This window comes from Nostoc sp. (genome assembly GCF_036916975.1).
Taxonomy (GTDB): domain Bacteria; phylum Cyanobacteriota; class Cyanobacteriia; order Cyanobacteriales; family Nostocaceae; genus Nostoc.
Genome location: NZ_JBALFF010000126.1, coordinates 20119 through 43887, shown reverse-complemented (window position 1 = coordinate 43887; position 23769 = coordinate 20119). Strand labels below are relative to the sequence as shown.

General features: G+C 41.8%; 22 protein-coding genes. 10 read left to right on the top strand and 12 right to left on the bottom strand.

All coding sequences use genetic code 11. The annotated features are described in order from the left end of the window. Window positions 1-109: 109 nt before the first annotated feature. Genes V7K73_RS28630 through V7K73_RS28615 form a run of 4 tightly spaced genes read right to left on the bottom strand, consistent with a single transcriptional unit; the run spans window position 110 to window position 2699 of the window. Window positions 110-940 (bottom strand): energy-coupling factor ABC transporter ATP-binding protein, encoded by an 831-nt coding sequence (locus V7K73_RS28630; protein WP_334885304.1) that lies wholly within the window; start codon window positions 938-940, stop codon window positions 110-112. Then, window positions 915-1727, bottom strand: coding sequence for a cobalt ECF transporter T component CbiQ (gene cbiQ / locus V7K73_RS28625; RefSeq protein WP_334885302.1), 813 nt, complete (start codon window positions 1725-1727; stop codon window positions 915-917). Before cbiQ ends, V7K73_RS28630 begins: the two co-directional genes overlap by 26 nt. After that, window positions 1724-2026, bottom strand: a complete 303-nt coding sequence (locus tag V7K73_RS28620; RefSeq protein WP_334885300.1) for an energy-coupling factor ABC transporter substrate-binding protein — start codon at window positions 2024-2026, stop codon at window positions 1724-1726. The genes cbiQ and V7K73_RS28620 overlap by 4 nt, the downstream gene beginning before the upstream one ends. Further along, complete coding sequence (locus tag V7K73_RS28615) at window positions 2013-2699, bottom strand: energy-coupling factor ABC transporter permease (protein WP_334885602.1); 687 nt, start codon at window positions 2697-2699, stop codon at window positions 2013-2015. The genes V7K73_RS28620 and V7K73_RS28615 overlap by 14 nt, the downstream gene beginning before the upstream one ends. Before the next feature lie 473 nt (window positions 2700-3172). On the opposite strand from V7K73_RS28615, the gene V7K73_RS28610 reads away from it, so the two are divergent. The 5 genes from V7K73_RS28610 (at window position 3173) to V7K73_RS28590 (ending at window position 7797) form a co-directional block, all read left to right on the top strand. Further along, window positions 3173-4198 (top strand): multicopper oxidase domain-containing protein, encoded by a 1026-nt coding sequence (locus V7K73_RS28610; RefSeq protein ID WP_334885298.1) that lies wholly within the window; start codon window positions 3173-3175, stop codon window positions 4196-4198. A 172-nt stretch (window positions 4199-4370) separates the two neighbouring features. Continuing rightward, window positions 4371-5405, top strand: a complete 1035-nt coding sequence (locus V7K73_RS28605; protein ID WP_334885297.1) for a helix-hairpin-helix domain-containing protein — start codon at window positions 4371-4373, stop codon at window positions 5403-5405. A gap of 303 nt (window positions 5406-5708) precedes the next feature. After that, window positions 5709-6143: a ferritin-like domain-containing protein gene (locus tag V7K73_RS28600; protein WP_334885295.1), complete on the top strand. Its 435-nt coding sequence runs from the start codon at window positions 5709-5711 to the stop codon at window positions 6141-6143. A gap of 134 nt (window positions 6144-6277) precedes the next feature. Next, on the top strand, window positions 6278-7246 hold the full coding sequence (locus tag V7K73_RS28595; protein WP_334885293.1) for an FTR1 family iron permease: 969 nt from the start codon (window positions 6278-6280) through the stop codon (window positions 7244-7246). Window positions 7247-7359: 113 nt separating this feature from the next. Further along, on the top strand, window positions 7360-7797 hold the full coding sequence (locus V7K73_RS28590) for a hypothetical protein (RefSeq protein ID WP_334885291.1): 438 nt from the start codon (window positions 7360-7362) through the stop codon (window positions 7795-7797). Window positions 7798-8212: 415 nt separating this feature from the next. Here the strand turns inward: V7K73_RS28590 and V7K73_RS28585 are convergent, their stop codons facing one another. Beyond that, on the bottom strand, window positions 8213-9139 hold the full coding sequence (locus V7K73_RS28585; protein ID WP_334885289.1) for an ABC transporter substrate-binding protein: 927 nt from the start codon (window positions 9137-9139) through the stop codon (window positions 8213-8215). Between the two features lie 286 nt (window positions 9140-9425). On the opposite strand from V7K73_RS28585, the gene V7K73_RS28580 reads away from it, so the two are divergent. Continuing rightward, window positions 9426-10925, top strand: coding sequence for a family 10 glycosylhydrolase (locus tag V7K73_RS28580; RefSeq protein ID WP_334885287.1), 1500 nt, complete (start codon window positions 9426-9428; stop codon window positions 10923-10925). A 46-nt stretch (window positions 10926-10971) separates the two neighbouring features. Here the strand turns inward: V7K73_RS28580 and V7K73_RS28575 are convergent, their stop codons facing one another. The 3 genes from V7K73_RS28575 to V7K73_RS28565 form a co-directional block, all read right to left on the bottom strand. Further along, complete coding sequence (locus tag V7K73_RS28575; protein WP_334885286.1) at window positions 10972-11568, bottom strand: molybdenum cofactor guanylyltransferase; 597 nt, start codon at window positions 11566-11568, stop codon at window positions 10972-10974. A gap of 83 nt (window positions 11569-11651) precedes the next feature. After that, window positions 11652-13709 (bottom strand): thioredoxin domain-containing protein, encoded by a 2058-nt coding sequence (locus V7K73_RS28570; RefSeq protein ID WP_334885284.1) that lies wholly within the window; start codon window positions 13707-13709, stop codon window positions 11652-11654. Window positions 13710-13848: 139 nt separating this feature from the next. Continuing rightward, window positions 13849-14004, bottom strand: a complete 156-nt coding sequence (locus V7K73_RS28565) for a hypothetical protein (RefSeq protein ID WP_334885282.1) — start codon at window positions 14002-14004, stop codon at window positions 13849-13851. A gap of 467 nt (window positions 14005-14471) precedes the next feature. On the opposite strand from V7K73_RS28565, the gene clpP reads away from it, so the two are divergent. Next, the gene (clpP, locus tag V7K73_RS28560) at window positions 14472-15083 is read left to right on the top strand and encodes an ATP-dependent Clp endopeptidase proteolytic subunit ClpP (protein WP_196517036.1); all 612 of its coding nucleotides are present in this window, start codon (window positions 14472-14474) and stop codon (window positions 15081-15083) included. Between the two features lie 665 nt (window positions 15084-15748). Here the strand turns inward: clpP and V7K73_RS28555 are convergent. From V7K73_RS28555 to V7K73_RS28545, 3 genes are all read right to left on the bottom strand, one after another. Further along, a complete protein-coding gene (locus V7K73_RS28555) occupies window positions 15749-16927 on the bottom strand; it encodes a hypothetical protein (protein ID WP_334885280.1) in 1179 nt (392 codons plus the stop codon). 66 nt (window positions 16928-16993) lie between these two features. Continuing rightward, complete coding sequence (locus V7K73_RS28550; protein ID WP_334885279.1) at window positions 16994-17881, bottom strand: hypothetical protein; 888 nt, start codon at window positions 17879-17881, stop codon at window positions 16994-16996. Between the two features lie 640 nt (window positions 17882-18521). Next, window positions 18522-18683, bottom strand: coding sequence for a hypothetical protein (locus tag V7K73_RS28545; RefSeq protein ID WP_334885277.1), 162 nt, complete (start codon window positions 18681-18683; stop codon window positions 18522-18524). 381 nt (window positions 18684-19064) lie between these two features. Here V7K73_RS28545 and V7K73_RS28540 point away from each other — a divergent pair, with 381 nt between their 5' ends. The 3 genes from V7K73_RS28540 (at window position 19065) to V7K73_RS28530 (ending at window position 23051) form a co-directional block, all read left to right on the top strand. Beyond that, window positions 19065-21413: a ribonuclease R family protein gene (locus V7K73_RS28540; protein ID WP_334885275.1), complete on the top strand. Its 2349-nt coding sequence runs from the start codon at window positions 19065-19067 to the stop codon at window positions 21411-21413. 18 nt (window positions 21414-21431) lie between these two features. Then, window positions 21432-22052, top strand: coding sequence for a flavin prenyltransferase UbiX (locus tag V7K73_RS28535; RefSeq protein WP_334885273.1), 621 nt, complete (start codon window positions 21432-21434; stop codon window positions 22050-22052). Window positions 22053-22352: 300 nt separating this feature from the next. Next, window positions 22353-23051 (top strand): LapA family protein, encoded by a 699-nt coding sequence (locus tag V7K73_RS28530; RefSeq protein WP_334885271.1) that lies wholly within the window; start codon window positions 22353-22355, stop codon window positions 23049-23051. Window positions 23052-23070: 19 nt separating this feature from the next. On the opposite strand, the gene V7K73_RS28525 is transcribed toward V7K73_RS28530, so the two are convergent. Next, window positions 23071-23265 (bottom strand): hypothetical protein, encoded by a 195-nt coding sequence (locus tag V7K73_RS28525; RefSeq protein WP_334885269.1) that lies wholly within the window; start codon window positions 23263-23265, stop codon window positions 23071-23073. Window positions 23266-23769 lie beyond the last annotated feature (504 nt).

Genomic DNA, 23769 nt, shown 5'->3' with positions numbered 1-23769 from the left:
ATTCTATTCGCCTAAAACTTGTTCATTCATCCTCTTTGTATTTTAAAATTGTAGATCAAATGTGTTGGGTAATTTGGCTTTTGATTCTCATATTGAATAAATTTACTCGCTACAAGTAACGGAATAAGTTAAATATCCTTTGCCGCAAACGTTCTAAAACTGGTTCTTCTTCGGGTGATACTTGTGCAAATAGGATCTCATATATCAATGGCACTCCTAACTGTAAGTCTTCGAGAACTTTACGTTGGGTAAATACATCTTGCGGTTTTCCCTCCATTACAAGTTGTCCCGCATCCATTACAAATATCCAGTCTGCCCAACGATAAACTAAATCAAGGTCATGGGTTGCCATGAGTATAGTTGTACCATCTGCATGAATCTTTTTTAGAGTTGTCATTAAGTTACGAGTATGCAACTTATCTAAATAAGCTGTTGGTTCATCTAACAATAAGAGTTCTGGCTTTAGCACCATGACATCAGCTATAGAAACTCGCTTTTTCTGTCCTAAGCTAAGATGATGCACTGGTCTTTGAGCTAATTCAGTAAGTCCAAATTCTATTAAGGCTTGCTCAACTCGCTGTTTAATTTCTCCTGTTGGCAATCCTAAATTACACAAGCCGTAAGAAATATCTTCTTCAACAGTAGAAGCTACCAGTTGTTGCTCTGGATCTTGAAAAACTAGCCCTACTTGTTGGCGTAATTTTATCAGTGATTTACGGTCATATTGCAGAGGCTTTCCTTGCCAAGATACTTTACCTTTATGAGGTTTGTATAGACCGTTAGCTAATAAAAATAATGTAGTTTTACCGCAACCATTCTGCCCAATTAACGCACATTTTTTGTTAAAAGGAATCCGCAGATTTAAACCATTCAAAGCTAATTGTTGTGCGCCGGGATAAGTGTAATGTAATTGCTCAAATTCGAGTAAAAATTGTTGCATTATCGTACCAATCCAAGGCGATTAATGACACACATCCTAAAATTGCTTCGATAGCATATCGCTTGGATAGATGGTAGCGATGAGGATGCCAAACTTTAAATTCTCCATTGAAGCCCCGTGATGCCAAAGTCAAAGAGACTTGACGATAGTTTTCTAGGGTTCGTTTGAGTAATTGTCCAATTAACAGAGCTAAACTTTTCATGCCAATCCTAAAAGTGCAGTAGCCACCGCGAGATTGTTGAGCAGTCCATAATTCAGAGGCTGTGTTTAATAGGACGAAAATAAAACGGTACATTAGTAATAATAGGTCAGTGAGTAGCACAGGAAAACCCACGCGACGCAGGACTTGTAAAAGCTCGGTAAAGGGGATAGTTAACATAATGAAATATAAGCAGGAAAGAGAGGCGATCGCTCGTGTTAAAATTGTCAATCCCTGCTGAAGACCGTGAACACTAATATACAGATAATACGAGCCAATATACAATCCTGTTACCGAGTCATTTTGCACTAAATGTAATTGAGAAATATCAACGCCATTGATAATTAAAGCTGGTAAACTTGTCAACCAAAAAAAACTAGCAACATACACTAGTTTAAAATAAATTTTGCTAGGAATTCTTGCATAGATAATTGTCCAAGTACTCATCCAAACTGCAATCAAAACTTGAACTAAGGGATGAGTAAAAGCAGCGATGATTAGCAGTGCGATCGCAAACAGTAATTTCTGCTCTGGTGCTAACCACCGCAATCGATTCGTATAAGCAAGGGTATCTATTTGCAGACTCATTCCTTATTCCTTTGTTGCTGGGAACGTCCCTTATATAAACCAATGACATAACCAATAACTCCAGCCCCTAAAGCCGCTTGTGAAGAAAATAACAAACTTTCTATTTCAGCACTAGGAGGTTGAAACAGCGGTTTAAACCAGCGTTGATATCCTGGGTGTACTTCACTAATCGCTTTTTGGGCTTGATCGTCTGAACCTGTAAATTTACCACCACTTACAAATATTAAGGGTGCAACTGCTAAAGCGATCACTGCTACTATTAAAAGCCAGTTACTCAATCCCTTTTTAGACTGTTTCATTGTGTTGAGGTTCCCGTTGAATTAATTTTAAAAATTCCAATTCTTGAGGCGTATAAGATTGTAGCCAATTCCATACCAGCACAGTCAGCAACCCTTCACTAATTGCTAGAGGAACTTGGGTAATCGCAAAAATACCGGCAAATTTGATGAATGAAGCAATAAACCCACCAACTGGGGCGGGAAAAGCCAAGGCCAGTTGCATAGAAGTAATAATGTATGTGAGTAAATCTGCTATGGCTGCGGCTAAAAAAATCGCTATTTTTTGCTTACCAGTTAGGCGCATCGTCAAATGATATATCCAGTAGGCGGCAAATGGGCCTGCGATCGCCATTGAAAAAGCATTTGCTCCCAATGTCGTCAAACCCCCATGAGCTAGTAACAGCGCTTGAAATAATAGAACTAAACCCCCCAACACTGACATCGCTAACGGCCCAAATAGTACTGCTCCTAAGCCAGTACCTGTAGGATGGGAACAACTACCCGTGACTGAAGGCATTTTTAACGCCGACAACACAAAAGTAAAAGCTCCCGCCAATGCTAAGAGTAATTTTAGTTCCGGGTTGGCTTGGGTGATGCGAGTTAGCGATCGCAATCCTAAAACAAAAAATGGTAACGCTACTATCCACCAAAAAAGCGCCCAATTTCCTGGTAAGTAACCTTCCATAATGTGCATAGCATAAGCTGGTGCAGATGCTCCAACAACTAAATAAAAGCTCAGAATCCCTATGAGGATGAGTGATACGCGTTTTGACTTAAGGGTAATTTTAGACACAATTTCTACCTCAAAATACTACATTTTGCTGCATTTAGCATGACAAAAACTTACTTCTAATAAAATATCCTCTCATCCTGATTGTTTGTCCTTCAGGTATTGCTAAGGCAACAAGCATATCAGGAATAGGCATGAAACAGTTAGTTGTCCTTGAAGATTATTTATACAGAACTCACTGTATAAATGCTGTAATATTTAAGTAAATTAGACTAAAGTTTTCAGGAAAAATTCTTCCTTTCTCTAAATTTAATAACTTCAGTAGCAGTTTTGCAGCGCTATCAGATTATTGACAATCATTACTAATTCCTCTAATATTTAGAAGCAATTGCAAAAGATTTGCAATTCTTTCTTGGTGCTAACCGTAACTAAATGTCATGCCCAACAACTTTGCTCTAGGTAACGGAAAACCTTGGAGCCGCCGTCAATTATTGCAGCTGGCACTAGCAGGTGCTGGAGTGACTGGTGCAGCTGGACTTTGGCAGATGCTAAATCTCCAAAGTAAGTCAATCGTCAAAGTGCCAGCATTCGATATTGAAGCACCAGACGAAGTTACTAACCCGATGAGGATGTTAAGGGATTTTGATTATGGGACGGTAAAGCAAGAAAATGGGCGGACTATCCGGGAATTTCAGTTAACTGCTGGTACTTCCATCATTCAACTCAATAGTGCTGTATCTTACAACATCTGGGATTTAAACGGTCGCATCCCAGGGCCAACGCTACGGGCAAAACAGGGCGATCGCATCCGGGTACTATTTCTCAACAAAGCGGGACATTCTCACTCTTTACATTTTCATGGCGTTCATCCGGCAGAAATGGATGGTGTTCGCCCAATCAGCAATGGTAGTGCCACAATTTACGAATTTGATGCTGAACCTTATGGCGTTCACTTGTACCACTGCCATATTGAACCAGTCACCCGCCACATCGCCAAGGGACTGTATGGAATGTTCATCATCGATCCACCTAATCCCCGTCCCCCGGCTGATGAGATGGTGTTAGTGATGGGTGGATATGACGTGAATGATGATAGCCATAATGATTATTACGCCTTCAACGGTCTGCCGCACTATTACATGCATAACCCGATTCGCATTTACAAAGATCAGTTGATTCGGCTGTATGTCCTCAATATCATTGAATACGATCCGGCGGTGACGTTTCATCTCCACGCCAACTTCTTTGATGTCTATCGCTACGGCATGAGTATGAGTCCTAGCGAGAAAGCTGATGTGATTACAATGGGTGTCGCAGAAAGGCATATCTTAGAATTTGCTTTTCGCTACCCAGGTAAGTATATGTTCCATCCGCATCAAGATGCGATCGCAGAAAACGGTTGCATGGGTCAATTTGAAGTACTTGCTGACACTAGCTCTCAAAATTCTGTGAAAAAGTCCTGACAAAATTATTAGTAATTCGTAATTAATTTATTAAAGTTTTCGGAAAATAGTTGATAAAAAATATCATTATGTGAGAAAGTAAAATCTATGACAATGTGTCAAACAAACTATTTTCTAGTAATAGTTTGAAATATTTCAATGAATACCTTTTTTAGTTGTGCGAGGAGCAAAAATGATAAAACTTCGTTATATTTGTTTAGCAGCAGCAGCAGCCGTAATAGTTACCTTGAGTTCATGTAGTAGTACGCCAACCGCAGAAAATCCATCAGCACCAGTTGCTAGTCCAGCTACAGAAACAGTAAGTAATAACAGTCATAGTAGCCACGGTGGCAAAGAAAAAATTAACATTAACACTGCTATATTGTCAGAATTAGATAAATTTGAAGGCAAACTAGGTGTTCCGGCTTTATCGAACAAAATCCAGGCAAGTCGTCCTTATGGTAGCCCAGAAGATTTAGTTACTAAAAAAGTAATCACTCAAGAACAGTTCGACCAAATTAAAGACCAGGTTGGTGTTCAAGAAGTGGCACTCACGGGTGAGGCAAAAGATGTTGACTATATGTCTAAATTAGGCTTAATGGAAGGACATCTTTTAGTAGCACGAGAACTGCTGGATCAGAATCAGCCAAAACAGGCAGAACCTCATATTGGACATCCAGTTGAAGAGATTTACGTTGACGTAGAAGACCAGTTGAATGAGCGCAAAGTCAAAGAATTTAAGACAACATTGGTAAGTTTGCAAGACTTAGTGAAATCTAACCCGAAGGATAGTAAAGTTAAAACTAATTTTACTTCTTCAGTGCAAGCAGTTGATTCTGCGATCGCAGCTTTACCAGCAGATCAACGCTCAAAACCAGGATTTGTGCTAAAGGTAATTAACGAATTGCTAGATTCAGCCAACTCAGAATATGGCGCTGCGATCGCAAATGGTAAAATAACCGCGCCAATTGAATATCAAGACTCCCGTGGTTTTGTCTTTTACGCCAATGAATTATACAAAGGAATTTCTAGTCAAGTAGCTCAAGCAGATCCCGAAGCACATAAAGCGATCGATACTAGTTTCGCTGAACTCATAAAAGTTTGGCCTTCTGCCATCCCACCAGCAAAAGCAGTTAAAATACCTAGTGATGTTACCAAGCTAGTCAAAACCATTGAGGAAAACTCTCAAAAAGTGGTTGATAAATCTAATACCCAAGCACAGCGATAACATTTTGTTTTAATGGGAAGGAGATGGGAAGAAGTTTAAGATAGTTAGGAGTTAGGAGTTATGAGTTAGGAGTTAGGAGTTATGAGTTAGGAGTTATGAGTTAGGAGTTATGAGTTAGGAGTTAGGAGTTATGAGTTATGAGTTAGGAGTTAGGAGTTATGAATCCCGATCTACTAACTCCTAACTTCCAACTCCTAACTCCTAACTATCTTAAACTCCTAACTCCTAACTATCTTAAACTCCTAACTATCTTAAACTTTTGATTTCCAACTCATTAAAATTCGTTACTTGAACTAAGAACTGATGCAAGAACTTGACCAAAAAAAGACCATTGACTTGCTGAACGCCATCATGGAATTTGAACTAGCAGGGGTAGTGCGCTATACACATTATTCTTTAATGGTGACTGGCCCTAACCGCATTCCAATCGTGGCTTTTTTCAAAGCACAGGCAACTGAATCTTTACTTCATGCCGAACAAGTAGGAGAAATTCTCACCGGTTTAGATGGGCATCCCTCCCTAAAAATTGCCCCAATGGAAGAAACCTACCAGCATAAAGTTAAGGATATCTTAGAAGAAAGCTTATCCCACGAAAAAAAGGCATTGGATCTGTATAAAAATCTGCTCGATACTGTTACCAATGCCAGCATTTACCTTGAAGAATTCGCTCGCGGTATGATTGGACAAGAAGAGATGCATAATCTCGAACTGAAAAAGATGCTACGCGATTTTGGTTAATAGTCATTAGTCCTTAGTCATTAGTCATTAGTCAAAAACAAATGACAAAGCGCAAAGTCTGAGCGTCGGTTTCCGGCGATCAGAACTTTGTAAGAGAGGACTAATGACAAATGACAAAAAAGAAAGGATAAAAGATGGATTTTAGTACTGCTCTACCTACTTTTGTAATAACGCTCCGAGAAGGAGTAGAAGCTGCCCTTGTTGTTGGGATTGTGCTAGCTTTGCTAAAAAAAGCGAAACAATCCCGGCTCAACTCTTGGGTATATGCTGGTGTCGGCGTTGGTATTGTCGTTAGTGCCTTAATAGGCGTGCTATTCAGTTGGGTAATTCAAATACTGGGAGCAGCGAATCCTCAATACACCACCGTAGTTGAGCCAGCATTGGAAGGTGTGTTTAGTGTGTTAGCGATCGCAATGCTCAGTTGGATGCTAATCTGGATGACTAAACAAGCCAGATTCATGAAAGCTACAGTTGAGGGAGCAGTTACACAAACGCTGACACAAAACTCAAATGCTGGTTGGGGTGTTTTTAGTTTAATTTTAATTGCCGTTGTCCGCGAAGGCTTTGAAACTGTTCTCTTCGTTGCAGCTAATTTTCAACAGGGATTAATGCCAGCCTTGGGTGCTATTGGTGGTTTGGTAGCCGCATCTGCCATTGGGGTGTTGCTATTTAAATGGGGTGTCAAAATTAACATCCGCCAGTTTTTCCAGGTAATGGGCGTTTTCTTAGTGTTAATTGTCGCTGGGTTGGTAGTTTCAGGCTTGAAACATTTTGACGAAGCAGTAGGTAACCTTTCCCTTAGCAGTCGCGCCACAGAAGGGCTTTGTTTCTATTACGAACGTTTTACAAAAGTCCACTCCTGTATTTTGGGGCCAATGGTTTCAAATACTTCTACAATCTTGCCTGACGAACAGTTTCCTGGCATTATTCTCAAATCTTTATTTGGTTACAGAGATAATCTCTATCTTGTGCAAGCAGTCGGATATGTGACGTTTTTACTCACCATTGGAGGACTGTATTTCCGCAGCCTTGGAAGTGCTTCTCCTGAAAGTAAAAAAAATATCCCCTTTGGTCAAAAACCACTTAGTTCTACAAAGGATTAAAAGGACAGTCAGTTGCCTAGTTCCCAGTCTATACTATGACTGGGAATTGCCTTAGCGATCGCCACTTGTCACCAACACAAAGTAACCAAAGCTGCCCTAGAGCAGATTAGGCAATGAGTAAAATTTTTATATTAAATTCCTTACTGTTGCTTTCTCAAATACCTAATCCAGAAGCCAAATTTTTAGATTTAAAAAATCAATTAGAAAAAAGAGGGTTTCAGGTAATCATTGCATTACCACCAAAGCGAGGAGCTTATGGGTTACTAAGAGAAGCTGACAAAAAAATTTGGATTAATCCCGTAGTGTTTGAGTTACATATTGGGACTCAAACATTAATCCATGAAACTGTTCATGCAGCGCAGGTATGCGCCGGAAAAGGAAAAATCAAAACTTTAGGCTTAGACATTCAACCAAGCAATTATGCTAGACCATTTTTTAGACACTATACCGATGTCAAACGCCAAGATTTAGAAAGAGAAGCCTATGCAGTACAAACTCAACCTAATAGTTTTGAATTAGCTGTATCTCTTCTTCAACAACATTGTAAATAGCTAGTTTTTAGAGGACTTTAAAACCTCAAAGAGTCCTATCGGACATCCCTCTCCTTAGTAAGGAGAGGGACAGGTTTTGCATAGCAAAACCAGGGTGAGGTATCTCAAGGGCTATGAAACTTATACCAATTCTGTATGAAGATGCGCTAAACCATATTTAAGTACAAGAAAGAAAAACGAACCGCAAAGTCCGCAAAGAACACAAAGAAAGAAAGAAAGAAAGAAGAAGTTAAGAGGGTTTGGCGCAGCCTCACAAAGAAATGGTATTAACCATAAATAGAATAGCCTCACCAAAGACTTGTGTATACACCGTAAGGGGATTCAGTACCTACTCAACCAAGAAACACTATATCTAAACTCCGATAAATGCATCCTTGATTGACTGCGACGTTCTCCCATTATTGAGCTAAGTTCCCTAAGCTACAAACAACGCTTGCTTAAGCTGCTGACAAGCCTTTTCAATTGCATCTATACTACCTGGATTCACCAGACCATAATAATCAAACACATAGACTCGGTTATTTTTAGTTGCTTGTAATTGTTGCCAAAAAGCTTCCTTTTTCAGCGAATCTAAAAGTGCTGCTTCGGAATTCCCTTGTGGAGGATTAACCAAAATTATCACCTCTGGATTTGCTTCTAAAACCTTCTCAGCCGAAAGTGTCACGTAGCCACCAATTGGACTTTTTCCTTGTAAATCTGCTGCTATATTTTTCGTCTGGAATTTCGCCAGCAAATCCCCTGCCCAACTATTTTTATTCGGCGCTAAAATTGGTTGACGACTAACCAGCGCTAGAGTAGAAAAACCCTGAGTTGGCTTTTCTGGCAATAAAGTTTTGTAACGATTTAATAAAGGCTGAGGATCAGCGTCAATTGATTTAGCAAGTGTTTTAGTAAGTTCTTCTAGAGATTCCCAGCTATTCACCTTAGTGAGCAAAGTTTCAATTCCTAGCTGCTGAAGTTTTTGGATTGGGATGTTAGAAAAACCTTCTGCACCAATAACTAAATCTGGTTTGAGTGCTACCACTTTTTCTAAATTTGGTGGACTTTGCCCTTCACTAACACGGGGAATATCCTTAAATCTTGAGTCATTATTAAATAATTTACTACCAGTGATGCCAACAATTTTTGTTTGATCGAGTCGAGAGATAATGTCAGCAGAAAGAGAAGAAAGAGCAACAACTCTTTTTGCTGATCCTTTTGGTAATTGCTGAGAATTTGTGTTTGTCGTCTCAGTATGGTTTGTAATTTTTGTTAGTGGTTGCTGAGTGGTTGCAGTCGTGCAAGCAGCTAAAAATATACTCATCAAAAGTGCTAAAGCAGATAAAAGCCAACGACGATGCATATTAAAATTCCTTTTGGGGTAAGAATGGAATAAGATGATTTTCACTAACTAAGATACAAGCAGAATCTACCCAATAACAGACTAAGCTTGGTGTGTATTCTGATTTTTATACTGCCATGTATATGTTTATGTCTTTATCAAAAAATGCCGCAACACAAACAAGGCTTTGGTAGTCTTAAAAAAATAGGTTTTAAAACCCCTGTTACTTAAATATATAATTCGATACAGATTGCCCACAATTATCTGAATTGGGGTCGATGATTATTGCGTCCATCTACTGCTAGATATGTCTAACCATCCCTTGAACGTTGCAAGATCAACATTATTTTGGCGGCGTCTATTCGCTATTGTTTTCACTAGTAGTTCGTTGCTCTCCAGCTTGGGAAGCGAACCAGCAAGGGCGCAAGTAACCCAGTATTGTCAATTATCATCAACGGCGGCACAAGAAAAAGAAAACTTACGTTTGTCAGCCCTCAAAGGCAAACCAGATGCCCAAACCCGCTATCAAAAGATCCTACAAGAACAGGCACAGCAATTACAAGAGTGCCGCACGCGGACTTGGCCGCAAATCCAAGCCATTTGGTTGCGCTTGTATCCCTGTGACATTCAGCCAGGAATAATTGACCAGATTATGGATCGGATTGTCAACCGTGGCTACAACCAAGTTTATTTAGAAGTATTTTACGACGGGCAGGCATTATTGCCAGTAAAAGCTAACCCGACGGTTTGGCCTTCTGTAATTCGCACCCCAGGAGCAGAAAACGCCGATATACTCGCCACAGCAATTAAAAAAGGTCGGCAACGCGGTTTAAAGGTTTACGCGTGGATGTTTACGACCAATTTCGGCTATACTTACGCCCAGCGCCCTGATAGAGAAAGTGCGATCGCTCGTAATGGCAAAGGTCAAACGAGCCTATATGTAGTAGATAACGGCTCTCAAGTATTTATCGACCCCTATAACTTACAAGCAAAACGCGACTACTTCCAATTAGTAAAAGAAGTTTTGCGCCGTCGCCCAGATGGCTTGCTATTAGACTATGTGCGCTATCCCCGCCAAGCAGGAAGTGATTCCATCGCCACCAAAGTTTCAGATTTATGGCTATTTAGTCCCGCAACCCAAGAAGCTTTATTTAAACGAGCATTAAATTACAAAGGGCTGGAATTGATTCGGCGCTTTTTGAGTAAGGGATTCGTCGGCGCCGGAGATATAGCGGAAGTTGATAACCTTTATCCCCAAGAAGGCGAACCTTTGTGGCAAGGACGCATTCCTCCACCAGCGCAAAAATCAATTCTGCCTGCAACCGATAGACAGCCGCTTTTACAATGGGAGTTATGGCAGCTTGCTGTTGCCCACGCCATGCAAGGAATTTTAGATTTTGTCACCATAGCCAGTTATCCCGCAAAGCAGCAAAGTATTCCCACAGGAGTAGTGTTTTTCCCGGATGGCAACCAAACTGTAGGACAAGGGTATGATTCCCGTTTGCAACCTTGGGATCGATTCCCCACTACATTGCAGTGGCATCCTATGGCTTATGGGAATTGCGGTAACGTCAGTTGTATTGTGACACAAGTGCAACGAGTTTTGAGTATGGCAAAACCTGGTACGCAGATTATCCCAGCTTTAGCAGGCAAATGGGGAGAATCTGTTAGTAATCGTCCATCCTTAGAAGCGCAAATGGACGCACTTCGCCAATACGCGCCCCAACTGAAGGGAGTTAGCCATTTTGCCTATTCTTGGCAATATCCTGAAAGTGATAACGATCGCAAATTTTGTCGCAGTCGGTAAGCAGCAGAATTCCACAATATATACTCTAATACGCTTGAGTTAACGCTTAACTCTTAGCCAAGTCCTCTGGTGTATTACAGTTAAACAGCATTTCTGCTTCTGCTAAAGGCAAAACTTCAACCGGATATTGCTGAAGCCACTGCTGAAACGATCGCCCCCCTTGGTTGATAAACTCTAAAAGTAGTGGCAAACAGCGACGGCGATAGAAACCACATAGAGGTTCCCAACCTTTGGGATGATCAGCTAAAGCTGCGATCGCATTATCTCCCACGCGATCGAGTCTACTGATCCAATCTTGCAAAACTTCAACCCGCAACCTCGGTAAATCGCAAGCTAGCAGCAGTACCCATTCTGTCTCTACTTGCGCTAATCCTTGGGCAAATCCAACTAAAGGCCCCTGTGCTAGAGATTCTCCAAACATAGGCACTTCTCGGATAAACTGACAACCAGGCAAAAGCAAATCTTGATAGCGTTCTGGCCAGGGAGTGACTATATAAATAGTATCTGCACAACCTTTAGCGATCGCACAAACTCGCTGCAACAACGGCACTCCTTGAATGGGAATCAAAGCTTTATCCTCACCCATGCGAGAACTCTTGCCGCCGGCTAACACCATTGCGGTTAATTCCCTTCGGTTCGTCATAATTTCGTAAGTTCCTAGCGAATCCTCTCAAAAAAACTCTGCGTACCTCTGCGCTTTCCTCAGCGTCCCTTTGCGTTTAAAAATCATCCTCTATTTTGACTTTTCTGGACTTGCTGCAATAAATGCTCTACACTTTCTGCTGGTGCCAGACACTTCAAACCTTGGCAAACTAACCCAACGCTTCCCTCTGGTAAATCCGATGTGATGGCAAACACAGCCGCCGGCAAATACTTGGGAATTAAAGCCTTAATCTGCTCAGTTGTGCTGCGAATCAAGGTAGAATTACGATACCAATCCAAAGCTGTAAATAAACTAGGACTTGCTTGAGGAGCGCGATGCATTACACTCCTAAAAGCTTTCAAACCAAGTTCTGCTAAATCCAAATAATCTAGATTATCGGTGAGTAGAGCCAGACGAACAAGGTTAGCGATCGCAATTCCATTCGCTGATGGTGTAGCATTATCAACGTAACTGCGCTCCCTGACAATTAAATCTTGACTAGAATCACTAGATGTGTTATAATAACCACCTAACTCTACACTCCAGAGAAATTCGTTAAATTCATCTTGGATAGCGATCGCTTTCTCTAACCACAGCTTATGCTCAGGATTGGAAGCTTGTAAATCTAGCAAAGCTTTAATAAACAAAGCATAATCTTCAGACTGCGCTAAAACGGTTGCTTCTCCTTGATAGTTGAGTCTTTGAAAACGTCCATCAACAAACTGATTTTCTAAGATAAAATTCGCCGCTTGTGCTGCTAATTCCAGATATGACGATTTTTGGAACACCCCAGCAGCCTTAGCTAGTCCAGAAATCATCAAGCTATTCCAAGCGACAATCATTTTGGTATCTGTCACTGAAGGAATGCGACCTGGCCAGTTAACAGTTTTTGCTTGGTGGTTGTTACAAGCCGGGGGAAAAGTTTCTAGTGACTCAGAACTAACGCCATAGCGAGCGCTAAACAACTTGCTGAGTGTAGTTTCTAGCGTTGCACTCAGTTCACCAGAATTCTTTCTTTGTAAAACGTTACGTCCTTCAAAATTACCGTTGGGGGTAACAGTAAATTGTTGTTGTAATTCTGCTAATTCTTCCGGTGTTAACAGTTGTTGTAATTCGCTGTAACTCCAAACGTAAAAAGTCCCTTCTTCTGGTTCTACTGCCGTGGGTTCAATGAAGCTGTCGGCATCTTGAGCAGCATAAAAGTAACCTTCTGGTGCGGTCATTTCCCGCTTTAGCCATTGTACAGTACCAGCGATCGCTCTTTCAAAGGCTGGTTCTTCTACTCCGGCACTCCATAAAGAAGCTATATACTCCACAATCTGTCCATTGTCGTAGAGCATCTTTTCAAAGTGGGGTACTGTCCAAGTAGCGTCAACAGTATAGCGATGAAAACCACCGCCCACATGATCGTAAATGCCTCCCAGCGCTAAGTCTAATCCCCGTTGGGTACAAACTTGCTTGCCATCATAGCCAGATTCAAAATTAAACCGAGTTCCCCGCAATGCCAATTCTGCGTAGGGAATCATCGGAAAACTATTACCAGATTGACTAGGACTAATTACCCGTATGCTGGTTTCCCAACCTTGGCGGAGTAATTCATGGTCTTCAAGCTCATCTGTTGTACCATCTTGTAACACCGCAGACGTATGCAGCGACTCAATAATTAAAGCTTTGCGTTGCTGTAAATCCTGTTTTTCTGTATCGTAATAACGGCGAAGGGATTGCAACACCTGTAAAAATCCCGGACGACCATAGCGGGGGTCTACAGGGAAATAAGTACCAGCGTAAAACGGGACTAAATCTTCTGGGGAAAGAAATACGTTTAAAGGCCAACCCCCTTGACCACTCATCATCTGCAAAGCTTGCATATAGATGCTATCGAGGTCAGGTCTTTCTTCCCTGTCTACTTTGATGGGAAGATAATTAGCATTCATGTAGTGGGCGATCGCAATATCAGAAAAAGCCTCGCCTTCCATGACTGTACACCAGTGGCAACTAGAGTAGCCAATGGAGAGAAAAATCGGTTTATTTTGCGCCCTTGCAGTTGCAAGTGCTTCATCACACCAAGACCACCAATCAATGGGGTTTTCGGCGTGTTTGCGGAGATAGAGGCTCTTAGCTTCAGCAAGGCGATTAGTCATGATCAAATGCAAATAGTTGCCTTCCTTGCTCAGTCTATCCTGTTCCCAGGAGTGTTAGCCCAGACCGCTATGTAGATAAGCAAGAAATACTACGAGCGAATTATCCCTTGGGTAAGACTTATGCAATTTATAAAAATTCTTACTGAAAAGATCGCAATACTAAGCTAACAATATTTCGTGGCGTTTCTCGCACAGGTGATGCTGTCTTTGACTGAATTAAAGTATTTGGGCTAAGTATTGCTATCAGGTGGAGCAAGAAGGTGATGATGGCAGCTTGTACAAGTTTTTCCAACATGGCACGTCTCTCTGGATGGATAGCATTTCAAGTATGACTAGTTATTCTAAATACATTTAGTTGTATAGACTTACTGAATGTAACAAAAATAATTTGATATTTGCCGAGGGAAAATCTAAAAAAATGTTTAAATTGTTACAGGATTAACATAATTCCCTAAGCAAGTCTGATTTTGGTTCTCGGTCTAATCACCACATCGCCAAAGTTGTCGAGCAAATGCCGAGATATGAGGTTGGCGATGATTGGAGTTTTTTGATTTGTTCTTCATGGGATATTCTTTTAGACGCCTTTTGCGGTTAAAAAGTGCCTTTGGGGGTTGAATTTATCGCAAAATTATCTTTTGTCCTCTTTTTGGGCAAGGGAAAAGGATAAAGGTTTAAGTTATCTGCTTGCCAACAGTAGAGACAAACCCCAGTTTCGTGCTGTCACCGATAAAATGTATTTAAAGTAGCCACAAACACGCTTCTATGATCCCTATCGTTATTGAACAATCGGGTCGAGGCGAACGCGCCTTTGACATCTACTCACGGCTGTTGCGTGAGCGCATCATCTTTTTGGGACAACAAGTTGACAACAACATTGCTAACTTGATTGTTGCCCAACTGCTGTATTTGGATGCCGAAGACTCGGAGAAAGACATTTATATGTACATCAATTCTCCCGGTGGTTCGGTGACGGCTGGTATGGGCATTTTTGACACTATGAAACACATTCGCCCTGATGTCTGTACAATTTGTACCGGATTGGCGGCGAGTATGGGCGCTTTCCTTCTCAGTGCTGGTGCTAAGGGTAAGCGGATGAGTCTACCTCATTCTCGGATTATGATTCATCAACCTCTAGGCGGCGCTCAAGGACAGGCGACTGATATTGAAATTCAGGCGCGGGAGATTCTATACCACAAACGGCGGCTAAATGACTATTTAGCTGAACATACAGGTCAACCAATTGAGCGGATTGCTGAAGATACTGAACGTGACTTTTTCATGTCACCAGAGGAAGCCAGAGAATACGGTTTGATTGACCAAGTGATTGATCGTCATGCTGCTGGTAGCCGTCCAGCAGTTGCTGTTCTTAATTAATAGTAGCGATCGGTTAATGGTGATTTACCACTTTTAATTTTTTTAAACCCTAAAAATAACCCCTCTTTACTTATGAAGAGGGGTTATTTTGGGAATGGATGGTCTGCTAAAGTACTTATACCAATTCTGTATGAAGATGCGCTAAACCATATTTAAGTACAAGAAAGAAAAACGAACCGCAAAGTCCGCAAAGAACACAAAGAAAGAAGAAGTTAAAAGGGTTTGGCGCAACCTCACAAAGAAATGGTATTAGGAATGAGAATTAAATAACATACAATTTATATCCCTGGTTTACCTCACCCTCAATCCCTCTCCGATATATTGGAGAGGGAAGCTAGAGACAGGATAAAGTTTTGTATCTTATTTAACTGGGTCCGTGGGTTTAAGTCCCCCGGTTCTAAAAATAAGCAAGTAATGCGATTGGGGTTAAATCGCACGTTGTAATGCGAGTCGGAAACCGTCCCCACAACAGCACTCTTCATTACAAAACAAAATTGACGTACAGCCCTTTAGCCCATGAAAACCGCGCAGCGTGCCGGAGGCTCTATTACGAATTACGTACAGCCCTTTAGCCCATGAAAACCGCGCAGCGTGCCGGAGGCTCTATTACGAATTACGAATTATTTAATCCATTTTCCTTAATACCGATTTGGACAAATGACCAACTAAAATCCCGCTATTGGGTTTGGCTGAGATTGTAAGTATTTGAGGAATTCGTGTAATTCTTCTTCAGTAAGCAAAGTACGCGATCGCTTACCGTAGACTTTAATCAGATGTTCTCGTCCTTGTTCTGTTGTCCAGCCTAAGCGCTGGATTTCGACATCTGTTTTAGCAATTACATCCGGCAAATCTGCTGGTGTTGGTTGAGATGCAAGGGATGCAAGGTATTGCCGAAAGTCTAGTAATTCTGCTTCTGTCAGTAAGGTACGCGATCGCTTACCATAAGTTTTAATCAGATGCTCCCGTCCCTGTTCTGTTGTCAACCCTAAACGCTGCATTTGAACATCGGTTGTATCCAATATCTGAGATAAATCCTCAGAAGATATTCTAGTAATTACATTGTCTGATTCTTCTGAGTATGTAGAGAAATCTTGGAACTCTTCATATTCCGTATCAAAATCAGTGGAGGATTCTATTGTAGGTAGAGATACAAGGTATTGGAAGAAGTCTAGTAATTCTACTTCTGTCAGTAAGGTACGCGATCGCTTATCATAGGTTTTTTTGAGATGTTCCCGTATCTGCTCTGTTGTCCAGTCTAATCGCTGCATTTCCACATTAATTTTGGCAATCAGAATTTCGTATAATGTTGGTGATGCTGATTGAGGTGCAAGGTATTCGAGGAAATCTAGTAAGTCTAATTCTGTAAGTAAAGTAAGCGATCTCTCCTCATACCTTCCTTTGAGATGTTCCCGTATCTGCTCTGTTGTCCAGCATAATCGCTGCATTTCCACATTAATTTTGGCAATCAGAATTTCTAATGGTTGTGTCGGTTGAGATATAAGGTATTGGAGGAAGTCTAATAATTCGACTTCTGTAAGCAAAGTAAGCGATCGCTTCTCATAGTAGTTTTCCAGATGTTCCTGTCCCTGGTCTGTTGTCCAGTCTAATCGCTGCATTTCAACATTAATTTTGGCAATCAGAATTTCGTGTAATGTTGGTGTCGGTTGAGATACAAGGTAAAGGTATTGGAGAAAGTCTAATAATTCAAATTCTGTCAGTAAAGTACGCGATCGCTTCCCATAAGTTTTTTTGAGATGTTCGTGTTCCTGCTCTGTTGTCCAGCCTAATCGCTGTATTTCGACATCTGTTTTAGCAAGTATTTCAGAAAAATTCACAGGTTCCATAGCTTCCTTACTCTTTCAATAGCCTACGTTATTAGTCATTAGTCCTTACTAATGACTAATGACAAATCAAAATCCCGCTATTGGGTCTGGCTGAGATTGGAGGTATTTGAGGAATCCGTGTAATTGTTCTTCACTTAGCAAAGTACGCCCCCGCTTACCATAAGTTTCTATCAAATGTTCCCGCCCCTGTTCTGGTGTCCAGCCTAAACGCTGAAGTTCGACATCTGTTTTAGCAATTACATCCGATAAATCCACGGGTTCAGCTTTCTTCTTTCTCTTTCCTGTGGCTGACAGGGTGGCGACATCCTCTTGAGGGCTGTAACTCCGAGGTGTAAATGGTGTGACATTATTGGCAGAAATTGCTGGAAAGGTTTGATTTTCTACCTGGTTATCAAAGGTTATTTCTAAGTTTTCCACTGGAGGATCAAATTCTAGCTCCCGGTTGGTAGTCACAGGAAAGTTGTGACCTAAATCCTGGCTATAGGTATCGCTTGGTGGGGACGCAGCATTGCTGTACCCGTACTGTTCATTATTGTTTGTTATTACTTCTGGTTTGATGTTCCGTACTTTAGAAGGCGGTATCGATATTTCTTTGTCGTTAACCACTGGCCACTGGCTACTAACAAAATCCTCATCTTTTGCAGAGGAATAGCCAGCAGACTCTTCTAATCCACCTTTGGTATTCAAGGAAGGGTTTAGCGGCGCTGGGGGAATTGAATTTGAGCTAAATGCCACTGATTGCTCTGGCGCATTTGTAATACCCAAAACTATCAGCGCCCTGGTTCTGGCTTGGTCTTCTGCTGCTTCTACTGTTTCTGCTGCTGCCATACCCGTAGCACGGGTTACGCCTTCTATTTGCACGCTTGCCCGGACAATATATTTTCCTTGAAAAATTTGCACTAATTCAGAAATCAGACTGCCTTTGGGATACAAGCTCTGGAATTGAGCCAACATAATACTGCTACCAATCTAAATATTTTTAATAACGGAGTTGATACTGCCTGTATGTTCAAGCTAGCTCATCTGCTCTTACTTTAATTTACATCCACTCGATACCCAGGATGCCTGCCAAGATTGCTTATTATTGTGTCATCAGTTTATTGGCAGGGGATGAGTAAGTAGGTCGGCGAGAAAAAACAAAACTATTTAACGAAAAGTAAATAAAATCTCTGTATTTGGCTCGTAGTTGCGCTTTAGCGCATCCGGATAAAGATGCGCTAAAGCGCAACTACAAACCAGTGATGATTATTTGCGCCGACTTACTTAGGTATAATTATCTGCTCTGAGCTATCAAGGTGATATTCTTGCTTTGCCTTATGTTCCAATTGTAGCAGTAGCTGTTTTTTGACGAAATTTTTGGCTAGTGCTAACTTATCTGGGTAGTCTTGCTTGCAATGCTATACTGATTACCCAACTGGATATCTAGAAGTATTTTCTGGAAGTGCGCTCTAAATCTACAATAATGGAGATAAGGTTCGCCCTCACTGCTTATTAAGCTGCTCACCTAATTGTTACCGATTCTACATGTGGGAAAATTGGGTTTACGGCAGTTTTGCTTAGTTAAAAATCAGAGTCTAATGTCGTAAAATTACCTTCACTCTAGACAATCAATTGTAGTTTCCACGCCACTTGCTCCACTTGGGGAAACCCCAAGACCCAACAAGAAAGGCAGTCCCCCAGACGCTCGTTCCTCGCTACCGCTAGCGCTAACGACGGGAACCGCCAAGACGGGGGCTGCCTCACCGCAGTGGCTCACCTGTATAGCGCTTTTGGGCAGTATGGATTCTCTAAACCCAGCTTCTCAAAAACCCGTCGCGTAATTACCTAGCGGGGCTAAATTCTATTCAGGCGTGTAATCTTAAGTTTGGTTAGGTGAAGAGACTTGAACGCAGGCAAACTCTGAGAGCATCGTGCAGTGAGAAGTTTAGACGCCCATTGTCTGTGGGTCGCCTTCCTTTGCTCCCAACTGCGGGAGTAGTTTATTGCTCTTGCGGGGTCGGGCTTCCTTTCCTTAGAACTTAGGAGGTCTTTCCTCTGAGCAATTCGTTTCTAACTTGTTTCTGTAAGCCGTGAGGGTATACAGAAAAGAACCAGATTAAACACAAAATGATGTTTTGACCAAAGGTCGGTTCACTGCATGGAATTTTCAATCGCTACACTCCTTGCCAATTTCACCGATGATAAATTGGTAGCTCGGAAGGTTTTAGAAAAGAAACTTGGCTGTGAAGATGAAAAAAGTTTACAAAAACTTCACATTGCCTTAGATGTTCTGGAAAAAATCGGTATTTTAGTGAAGGAACGGGGCAAGTATCGCCGTGTCTCAGAAGAGGGAATAATCGAGGCAAAACTCCGTTGTTCTAGTAAAGGCTTTTGCTTTGCTATTCAAGATGTGGAAGGGGCTGAGGATATTTACATCCGCGAAAGTCATCTGAGTAATGCTTGGAATGGCGATCGCGTTTTGGTTAGAGTTCTCAAAGAAGGTAGTCGCCGTCGCTCTCCCGAAGGGGAGGTGAAGTTGATTCTAGAACGTTCCAACCACACCTTATTGGCACGAATTAAGCAGGTGGAAGCTGGTTTTAGGGCTGTGCCTTTAGATGATCGATTGCTGTTTGAACTGAAGATCCAGCCTAACGGAGCAAAGTTGGAAGAAGCGATCGATCACTTGGTTCATGTAGAAGTTTTGCGTTACCCATTGGCACAATATCCTCCCCTTGGTCGAGTGGTGCAAATCCTCGGTAGCGATGCTGAAGCTGCTGCTGATATAGATTTAGTTACGTGCAAACACGACCTTTCCCGGACTTTTTCAGATAATGTCCTAGATGCAGCCGCCAAGTTGCCCAAAAAGCTACTCAAAGCAGACCTGAAAAATCGGCTGGATTTACGTAATTTATTTACCTTCACCATTGAAGGGGTAGGCGATACCAAAGTTATAGAAAACGCTTTTAGTTTAGAAAAAAACTTAGCCGGAAATTGGCTTTTAGGCGTTCATATCACCGATGTTTCTCACTATGTCCAACCTGACGAAGCTTTAGATAGAGAAGCTCTCAAACGGGGCAAATCAGTATATTTGGGAGAATTAGTACTGCCAATTTTACCCCCAGGTGTGGCTGAACGCTGTTCTTTAGTCCCTGGGAGCGATCGCTTAACTATCTCTTTTTTAATTACCATTGATCCCAAATCTGGAGAAGTCCTGGAGTGGGAAATTCAACCCAGTGTAATTAATGTTGAAACTGCACTGACTACAGAACTTGCTAAAGCAATTCTCACAGGTCAATCTCAAGAATCCCCACAGGTTTCCCAAGTCCTGCAAGACCTCCAAGCCTTGCAAACATCTGTGAAACAGGTACGGTTGAATCGTGGTAGCCTCCAGTTGAATCTGCCGCCTAGCCAAAACGCTTATTATGATGAGGGGATTTTGGGCGCTGTGGTGGTGAATGATTTACCAGTGCGATCGCTACTCACGGAGTTGGTACTGTTAGTTAATCAACTGATGGCAACTCACTTAAATGCTCTTGGTGTTCCGGCTATCTGGCGAGTTCAAGGTACACCCGATGTTGAAGATGTCCAGGAAATGCTAAAATTAGCAGTCAATTTAGGCGTTGACCTCACACTAGATCCAGAAGTCGATATCCAACCCTTAGATTATCAACATTTGACCACAGCTTTTGCGGAATCCCCCTCTGAGCAAGTTCTTACTTACTTATTACAAGATACACTTAAGCCCTCTGCGTACAGCACCACTAAAGGATCTCACTTTGGTCTGGCACTACCGCAATATGTCCACTTTAGCGCTCCCTTGCGACGTTACCCAGATTTGCTGATGCAGAGAGTGTATTATGCGCTACTTGAAAACGGACGCGATCGCCGCAATACCCGTGTGAGAGAGCGCGTTAACCTGCGCCACTCCTCCAGCCACGAGGAAATTAACTGGAACGTTTTACCCCCAGAATTGCAACAAGAACTGCAAAGCGATTTGACTAGGGTAATTGTCCAAATCAACGACCGCGAAAAAGAAGTCCAAGAAGCTGAAGCCGATTTAGCTGGACTGCAAAAAGCCCAACTGATGAAGCAACGCATCGGTCAGGTATTTCAAGGCGTGATTACCGGGGTTCAATCCTACGGTTTCTTTGTGGAAATTGAAGTACCAGCCGCCGAGGTAGAATCCAGCAGTAATCCTGGTGTGCCTTTGCGGGTAGAAGGATTGGTACATGTCAGTTCTCTCAAAGACGATTGGTATGAATATCGCGCCAGACAACAGGCACTGTTTGGGCGCAAAAATCGCGCTTCTTATAGGTTAGGCGATCGCGTCGCCGTGCAAGTAAAAAGTGTCGATTACTACCGTCAGCAAATTGATTTGGTAACAGTCGGCAGCGATGGTGTACCTAGAGGTTTAACTGGTAATGGTTCCAATGAGGAGCTTTCAGACCTCTACTTACCAAATGACATTGAGCCGGATGACCTAGACTCTTACTCTGATGAGGAGTAAAATGAAGTAAATATTTACGTGTCAAATAACACCAAACCTCTAATTTTAGGCGTATCGGGCGCATCTGGTCTAATTTACGCTGTTCGGGCGATCAAATTTTTGCTAGAAGCGGAGTTTAGTATTGAATTGGTTGCCTCTAAATCTACTTACATGGTTTGGCAGTCAGAACAGGAAATTCGGATGCCAGCAGAACCAACCGGACAAGAACAATTCTGGCGAGAGCAAGCTGGAGTCGCAGTTTCGGGTAAACTCCGCTGCCATCCTTGGGGTGACGTTGGAGCCGGGATTGCCAGTGGTTCCTTTGCTACTCTGGGGATGATAATTATTCCATGCAGCATGAGCACAGTGGCAAAGCTAGCGGTTGGCTTGAGTTCCGATTTACTAGAACGGGCGGCGGATGTCCAACTCAAAGAAGGACGAAAGCTGGTCATTGTTCCTCGTGAAACGCCTTTTAGCCTCATCCACCTTCGTAACTTAACATCTCTAGCAGAAGTTGGAGTCAGAATTGTCCCCGCTATTCCTGCCTGGTATCATAATCCCCAAAGCATTGAGGATTTAGTCGATTTTGTAGTTGCCCGTGCTTTAGATCAACTAGATATTGACTGCATCCCGATTCAACGGTGGCAAGGTCGTCGCTAACATCCTCAATAGATTTATTGTAAATTTCACAATAGTCCTAAAAAGGTAATGATAGAGATGGCTGATAGTGTCGGTAGTCAGTGAACAGTAATTAGCCAAGAATAATCAGACTGATAGCTGACAACTGACCTTTATAGGCAGGGGAGTAGGGAGCAGGGGGCAGAGGGAAAAAGATTCTGGAATTCCCGGTCTGAGAGCGAATAAATTTATTTATAGGGTGTTTCAACCCCAGCAAGAACTGCCTCCTGCCCCTTTTCCTCTTCAGTGACCACTGATAACTGACAACTGACTTTCATTGCTATGGCTGTAATTCGCTTAATTTTATTGGTGGCAGTACTGGGAGGACTAACGCTGTTATTAGTCCAAAATTTCTCACCTGCCCTATCGCTAGTATTTTTGGGCGTGCGAACTCAACCATTACCACTAGCTATATGGATTTTGTTCAGTACTGCGACTGGTGCTTTCACATCTATATTGATTGCTACTTTGTTTAACTTATCTAATTATTTTGGGGGAAGACAACGCCAAACTCCTAACCGCCAAAGCGCAACGCCTCGTGCGAAGGCAACCCGTAGAGAAGAATTTACATCTCGCCCTGCCAGTTCTCCACCACCAGCTAGTAAAAAAGAAGAACCTACTAGTGATGTATTTGATGATTGGGAGACAAATAGCAGTAAAGATGATGATTGGAACTTTGATGAAAAGTCAGAAGAAACACCTACTCCTAATCCTCAAGCTCAACAGCCTAAAGACTCTAAAACTTACGAACCTCAATCAGAAGCCAAAAGCAGTTCTGGGTCTGGTTCAGTTTACTCATACAGCTACCGGGAACCAAAAAATACGGCTGCGGGAAAAACTGAATCTGTTTACGATGCTGATTACCGCGTAATTATCCCCCCTTATCAGCCGCCGACTACCAATCAAGCCGATGATGATGATTGGGATTTTTTTGAGGATGATGATGATTTTGAAGATGATGGTAAACGCCCCCGTCGGTGAGATGTAGCAGGCTACGTGTCTACTTAATGCCACACCGCTCTCTAGACTCTTGCTTGACCTTACCTGTCATGGCAGCTTCTTGCAAAGTCATGAAAGCATTAAAATCTTCCAAGTCATACCGGGTAGTCAACAATTGTCTTAGTTGATTTTCTGCTTCTACTGTCAAATAGCCAGTTGCTAAAGCTTTTTGTACAAGGTCACGAATTCGAGTCATGGTTGACGCCTCATTCATACTATATTTATTCATTCAGGCTTATTGGGGTGAAATATGCAGTAGTCTTTGTGCCGAAACTTAAACTTGGCAAGATTTTTTTGGCCGATCGCAGGATATAAGTCATTATTTACACCTTTACCAGAAACACTTAATTCATTGGCGCTTGTTATAACTGAACTTTTAGAATAAAGACCCTGTGCTAGTAGAAACACAGTATCGGCTATACTTAAAATTAGCCACCAGAGTGAAAATTCGGGTTATTTAGATAGACAGAAATTGTTTAGATAAAGTTTCAAACAAGCTATATTAATTTTTTCGTTAAGCATAGCGATCGCTATACAGCAAATAGCAAGCTACATCAGGGATATTACTAGATTTTTGAGAAATTCATCGTTTATTATTTATGGTAATTTCACAGAGGAATCTTAATCTATTGCCTTAGTTACTTTAAATACATTAATAACGGTAATAACAACAGTTGATTCCTCTTAAATAGAAGATGAA

Coding starts and splice junctions, on each gene's coding strand:
- V7K73_RS28605 (WP_334885297.1), top strand. CDS start 4,371: ATGATAAAACTTCGTTATATTTGTTTAGCAGCAGCAGCAGCCGTAATA.
- V7K73_RS28620 (WP_334885300.1), bottom strand. CDS start 2,026: ATGAAACAGTCTAAAAAGGGATTGAGTAACTGGCTTTTAATAGTAGCA.
- V7K73_RS28540 (WP_334885275.1), top strand. CDS start 19,065: ATGGAATTTTCAATCGCTACACTCCTTGCCAATTTCACCGATGATAAA.
- V7K73_RS28550 (WP_334885279.1), bottom strand. CDS start 17,881: ATGTTGGCTCAATTCCAGAGCTTGTATCCCAAAGGCAGTCTGATTTCT.
- V7K73_RS28590 (WP_334885291.1), top strand. CDS start 7,360: ATGAGTAAAATTTTTATATTAAATTCCTTACTGTTGCTTTCTCAAATA.
- V7K73_RS28565 (WP_334885282.1), bottom strand. CDS start 14,004: ATGTTGGAAAAACTTGTACAAGCTGCCATCATCACCTTCTTGCTCCAC.
- clpP (WP_196517036.1), top strand. CDS start 14,472: ATGATCCCTATCGTTATTGAACAATCGGGTCGAGGCGAACGCGCCTTT.
- V7K73_RS28615 (WP_334885602.1), bottom strand. CDS start 2,699: ATGCACATTATGGAAGGTTACTTACCAGGAAATTGGGCGCTTTTTTGG.
- V7K73_RS28570 (WP_334885284.1), bottom strand. CDS start 13,709: ATGACTAATCGCCTTGCTGAAGCTAAGAGCCTCTATCTCCGCAAACAC.
- V7K73_RS28555 (WP_334885280.1), bottom strand. CDS start 16,927: ATGGAACCTGTGAATTTTTCTGAAATACTTGCTAAAACAGATGTCGAA.
- V7K73_RS28530 (WP_334885271.1), top strand. CDS start 22,353: ATGGCTGTAATTCGCTTAATTTTATTGGTGGCAGTACTGGGAGGACTA.
- V7K73_RS28630 (WP_334885304.1), bottom strand. CDS start 940: ATGCAACAATTTTTACTCGAATTTGAGCAATTACATTACACTTATCCC.
- V7K73_RS28585 (WP_334885289.1), bottom strand. CDS start 9,139: ATGCATCGTCGTTGGCTTTTATCTGCTTTAGCACTTTTGATGAGTATA.
- V7K73_RS28525 (WP_334885269.1), bottom strand. CDS start 23,265: ATGACTCGAATTCGTGACCTTGTACAAAAAGCTTTAGCAACTGGCTAT.
- V7K73_RS28575 (WP_334885286.1), bottom strand. CDS start 11,568: ATGACGAACCGAAGGGAATTAACCGCAATGGTGTTAGCCGGCGGCAAG.
- V7K73_RS28610 (WP_334885298.1), top strand. CDS start 3,173: ATGCCCAACAACTTTGCTCTAGGTAACGGAAAACCTTGGAGCCGCCGT.
- V7K73_RS28595 (WP_334885293.1), top strand. CDS start 6,278: ATGGATTTTAGTACTGCTCTACCTACTTTTGTAATAACGCTCCGAGAA.
- V7K73_RS28580 (WP_334885287.1), top strand. CDS start 9,426: ATGTCTAACCATCCCTTGAACGTTGCAAGATCAACATTATTTTGGCGG.
- cbiQ (WP_334885302.1), bottom strand. CDS start 1,727: ATGAGTCTGCAAATAGATACCCTTGCTTATACGAATCGATTGCGGTGG.
- V7K73_RS28600 (WP_334885295.1), top strand. CDS start 5,709: ATGCAAGAACTTGACCAAAAAAAGACCATTGACTTGCTGAACGCCATC.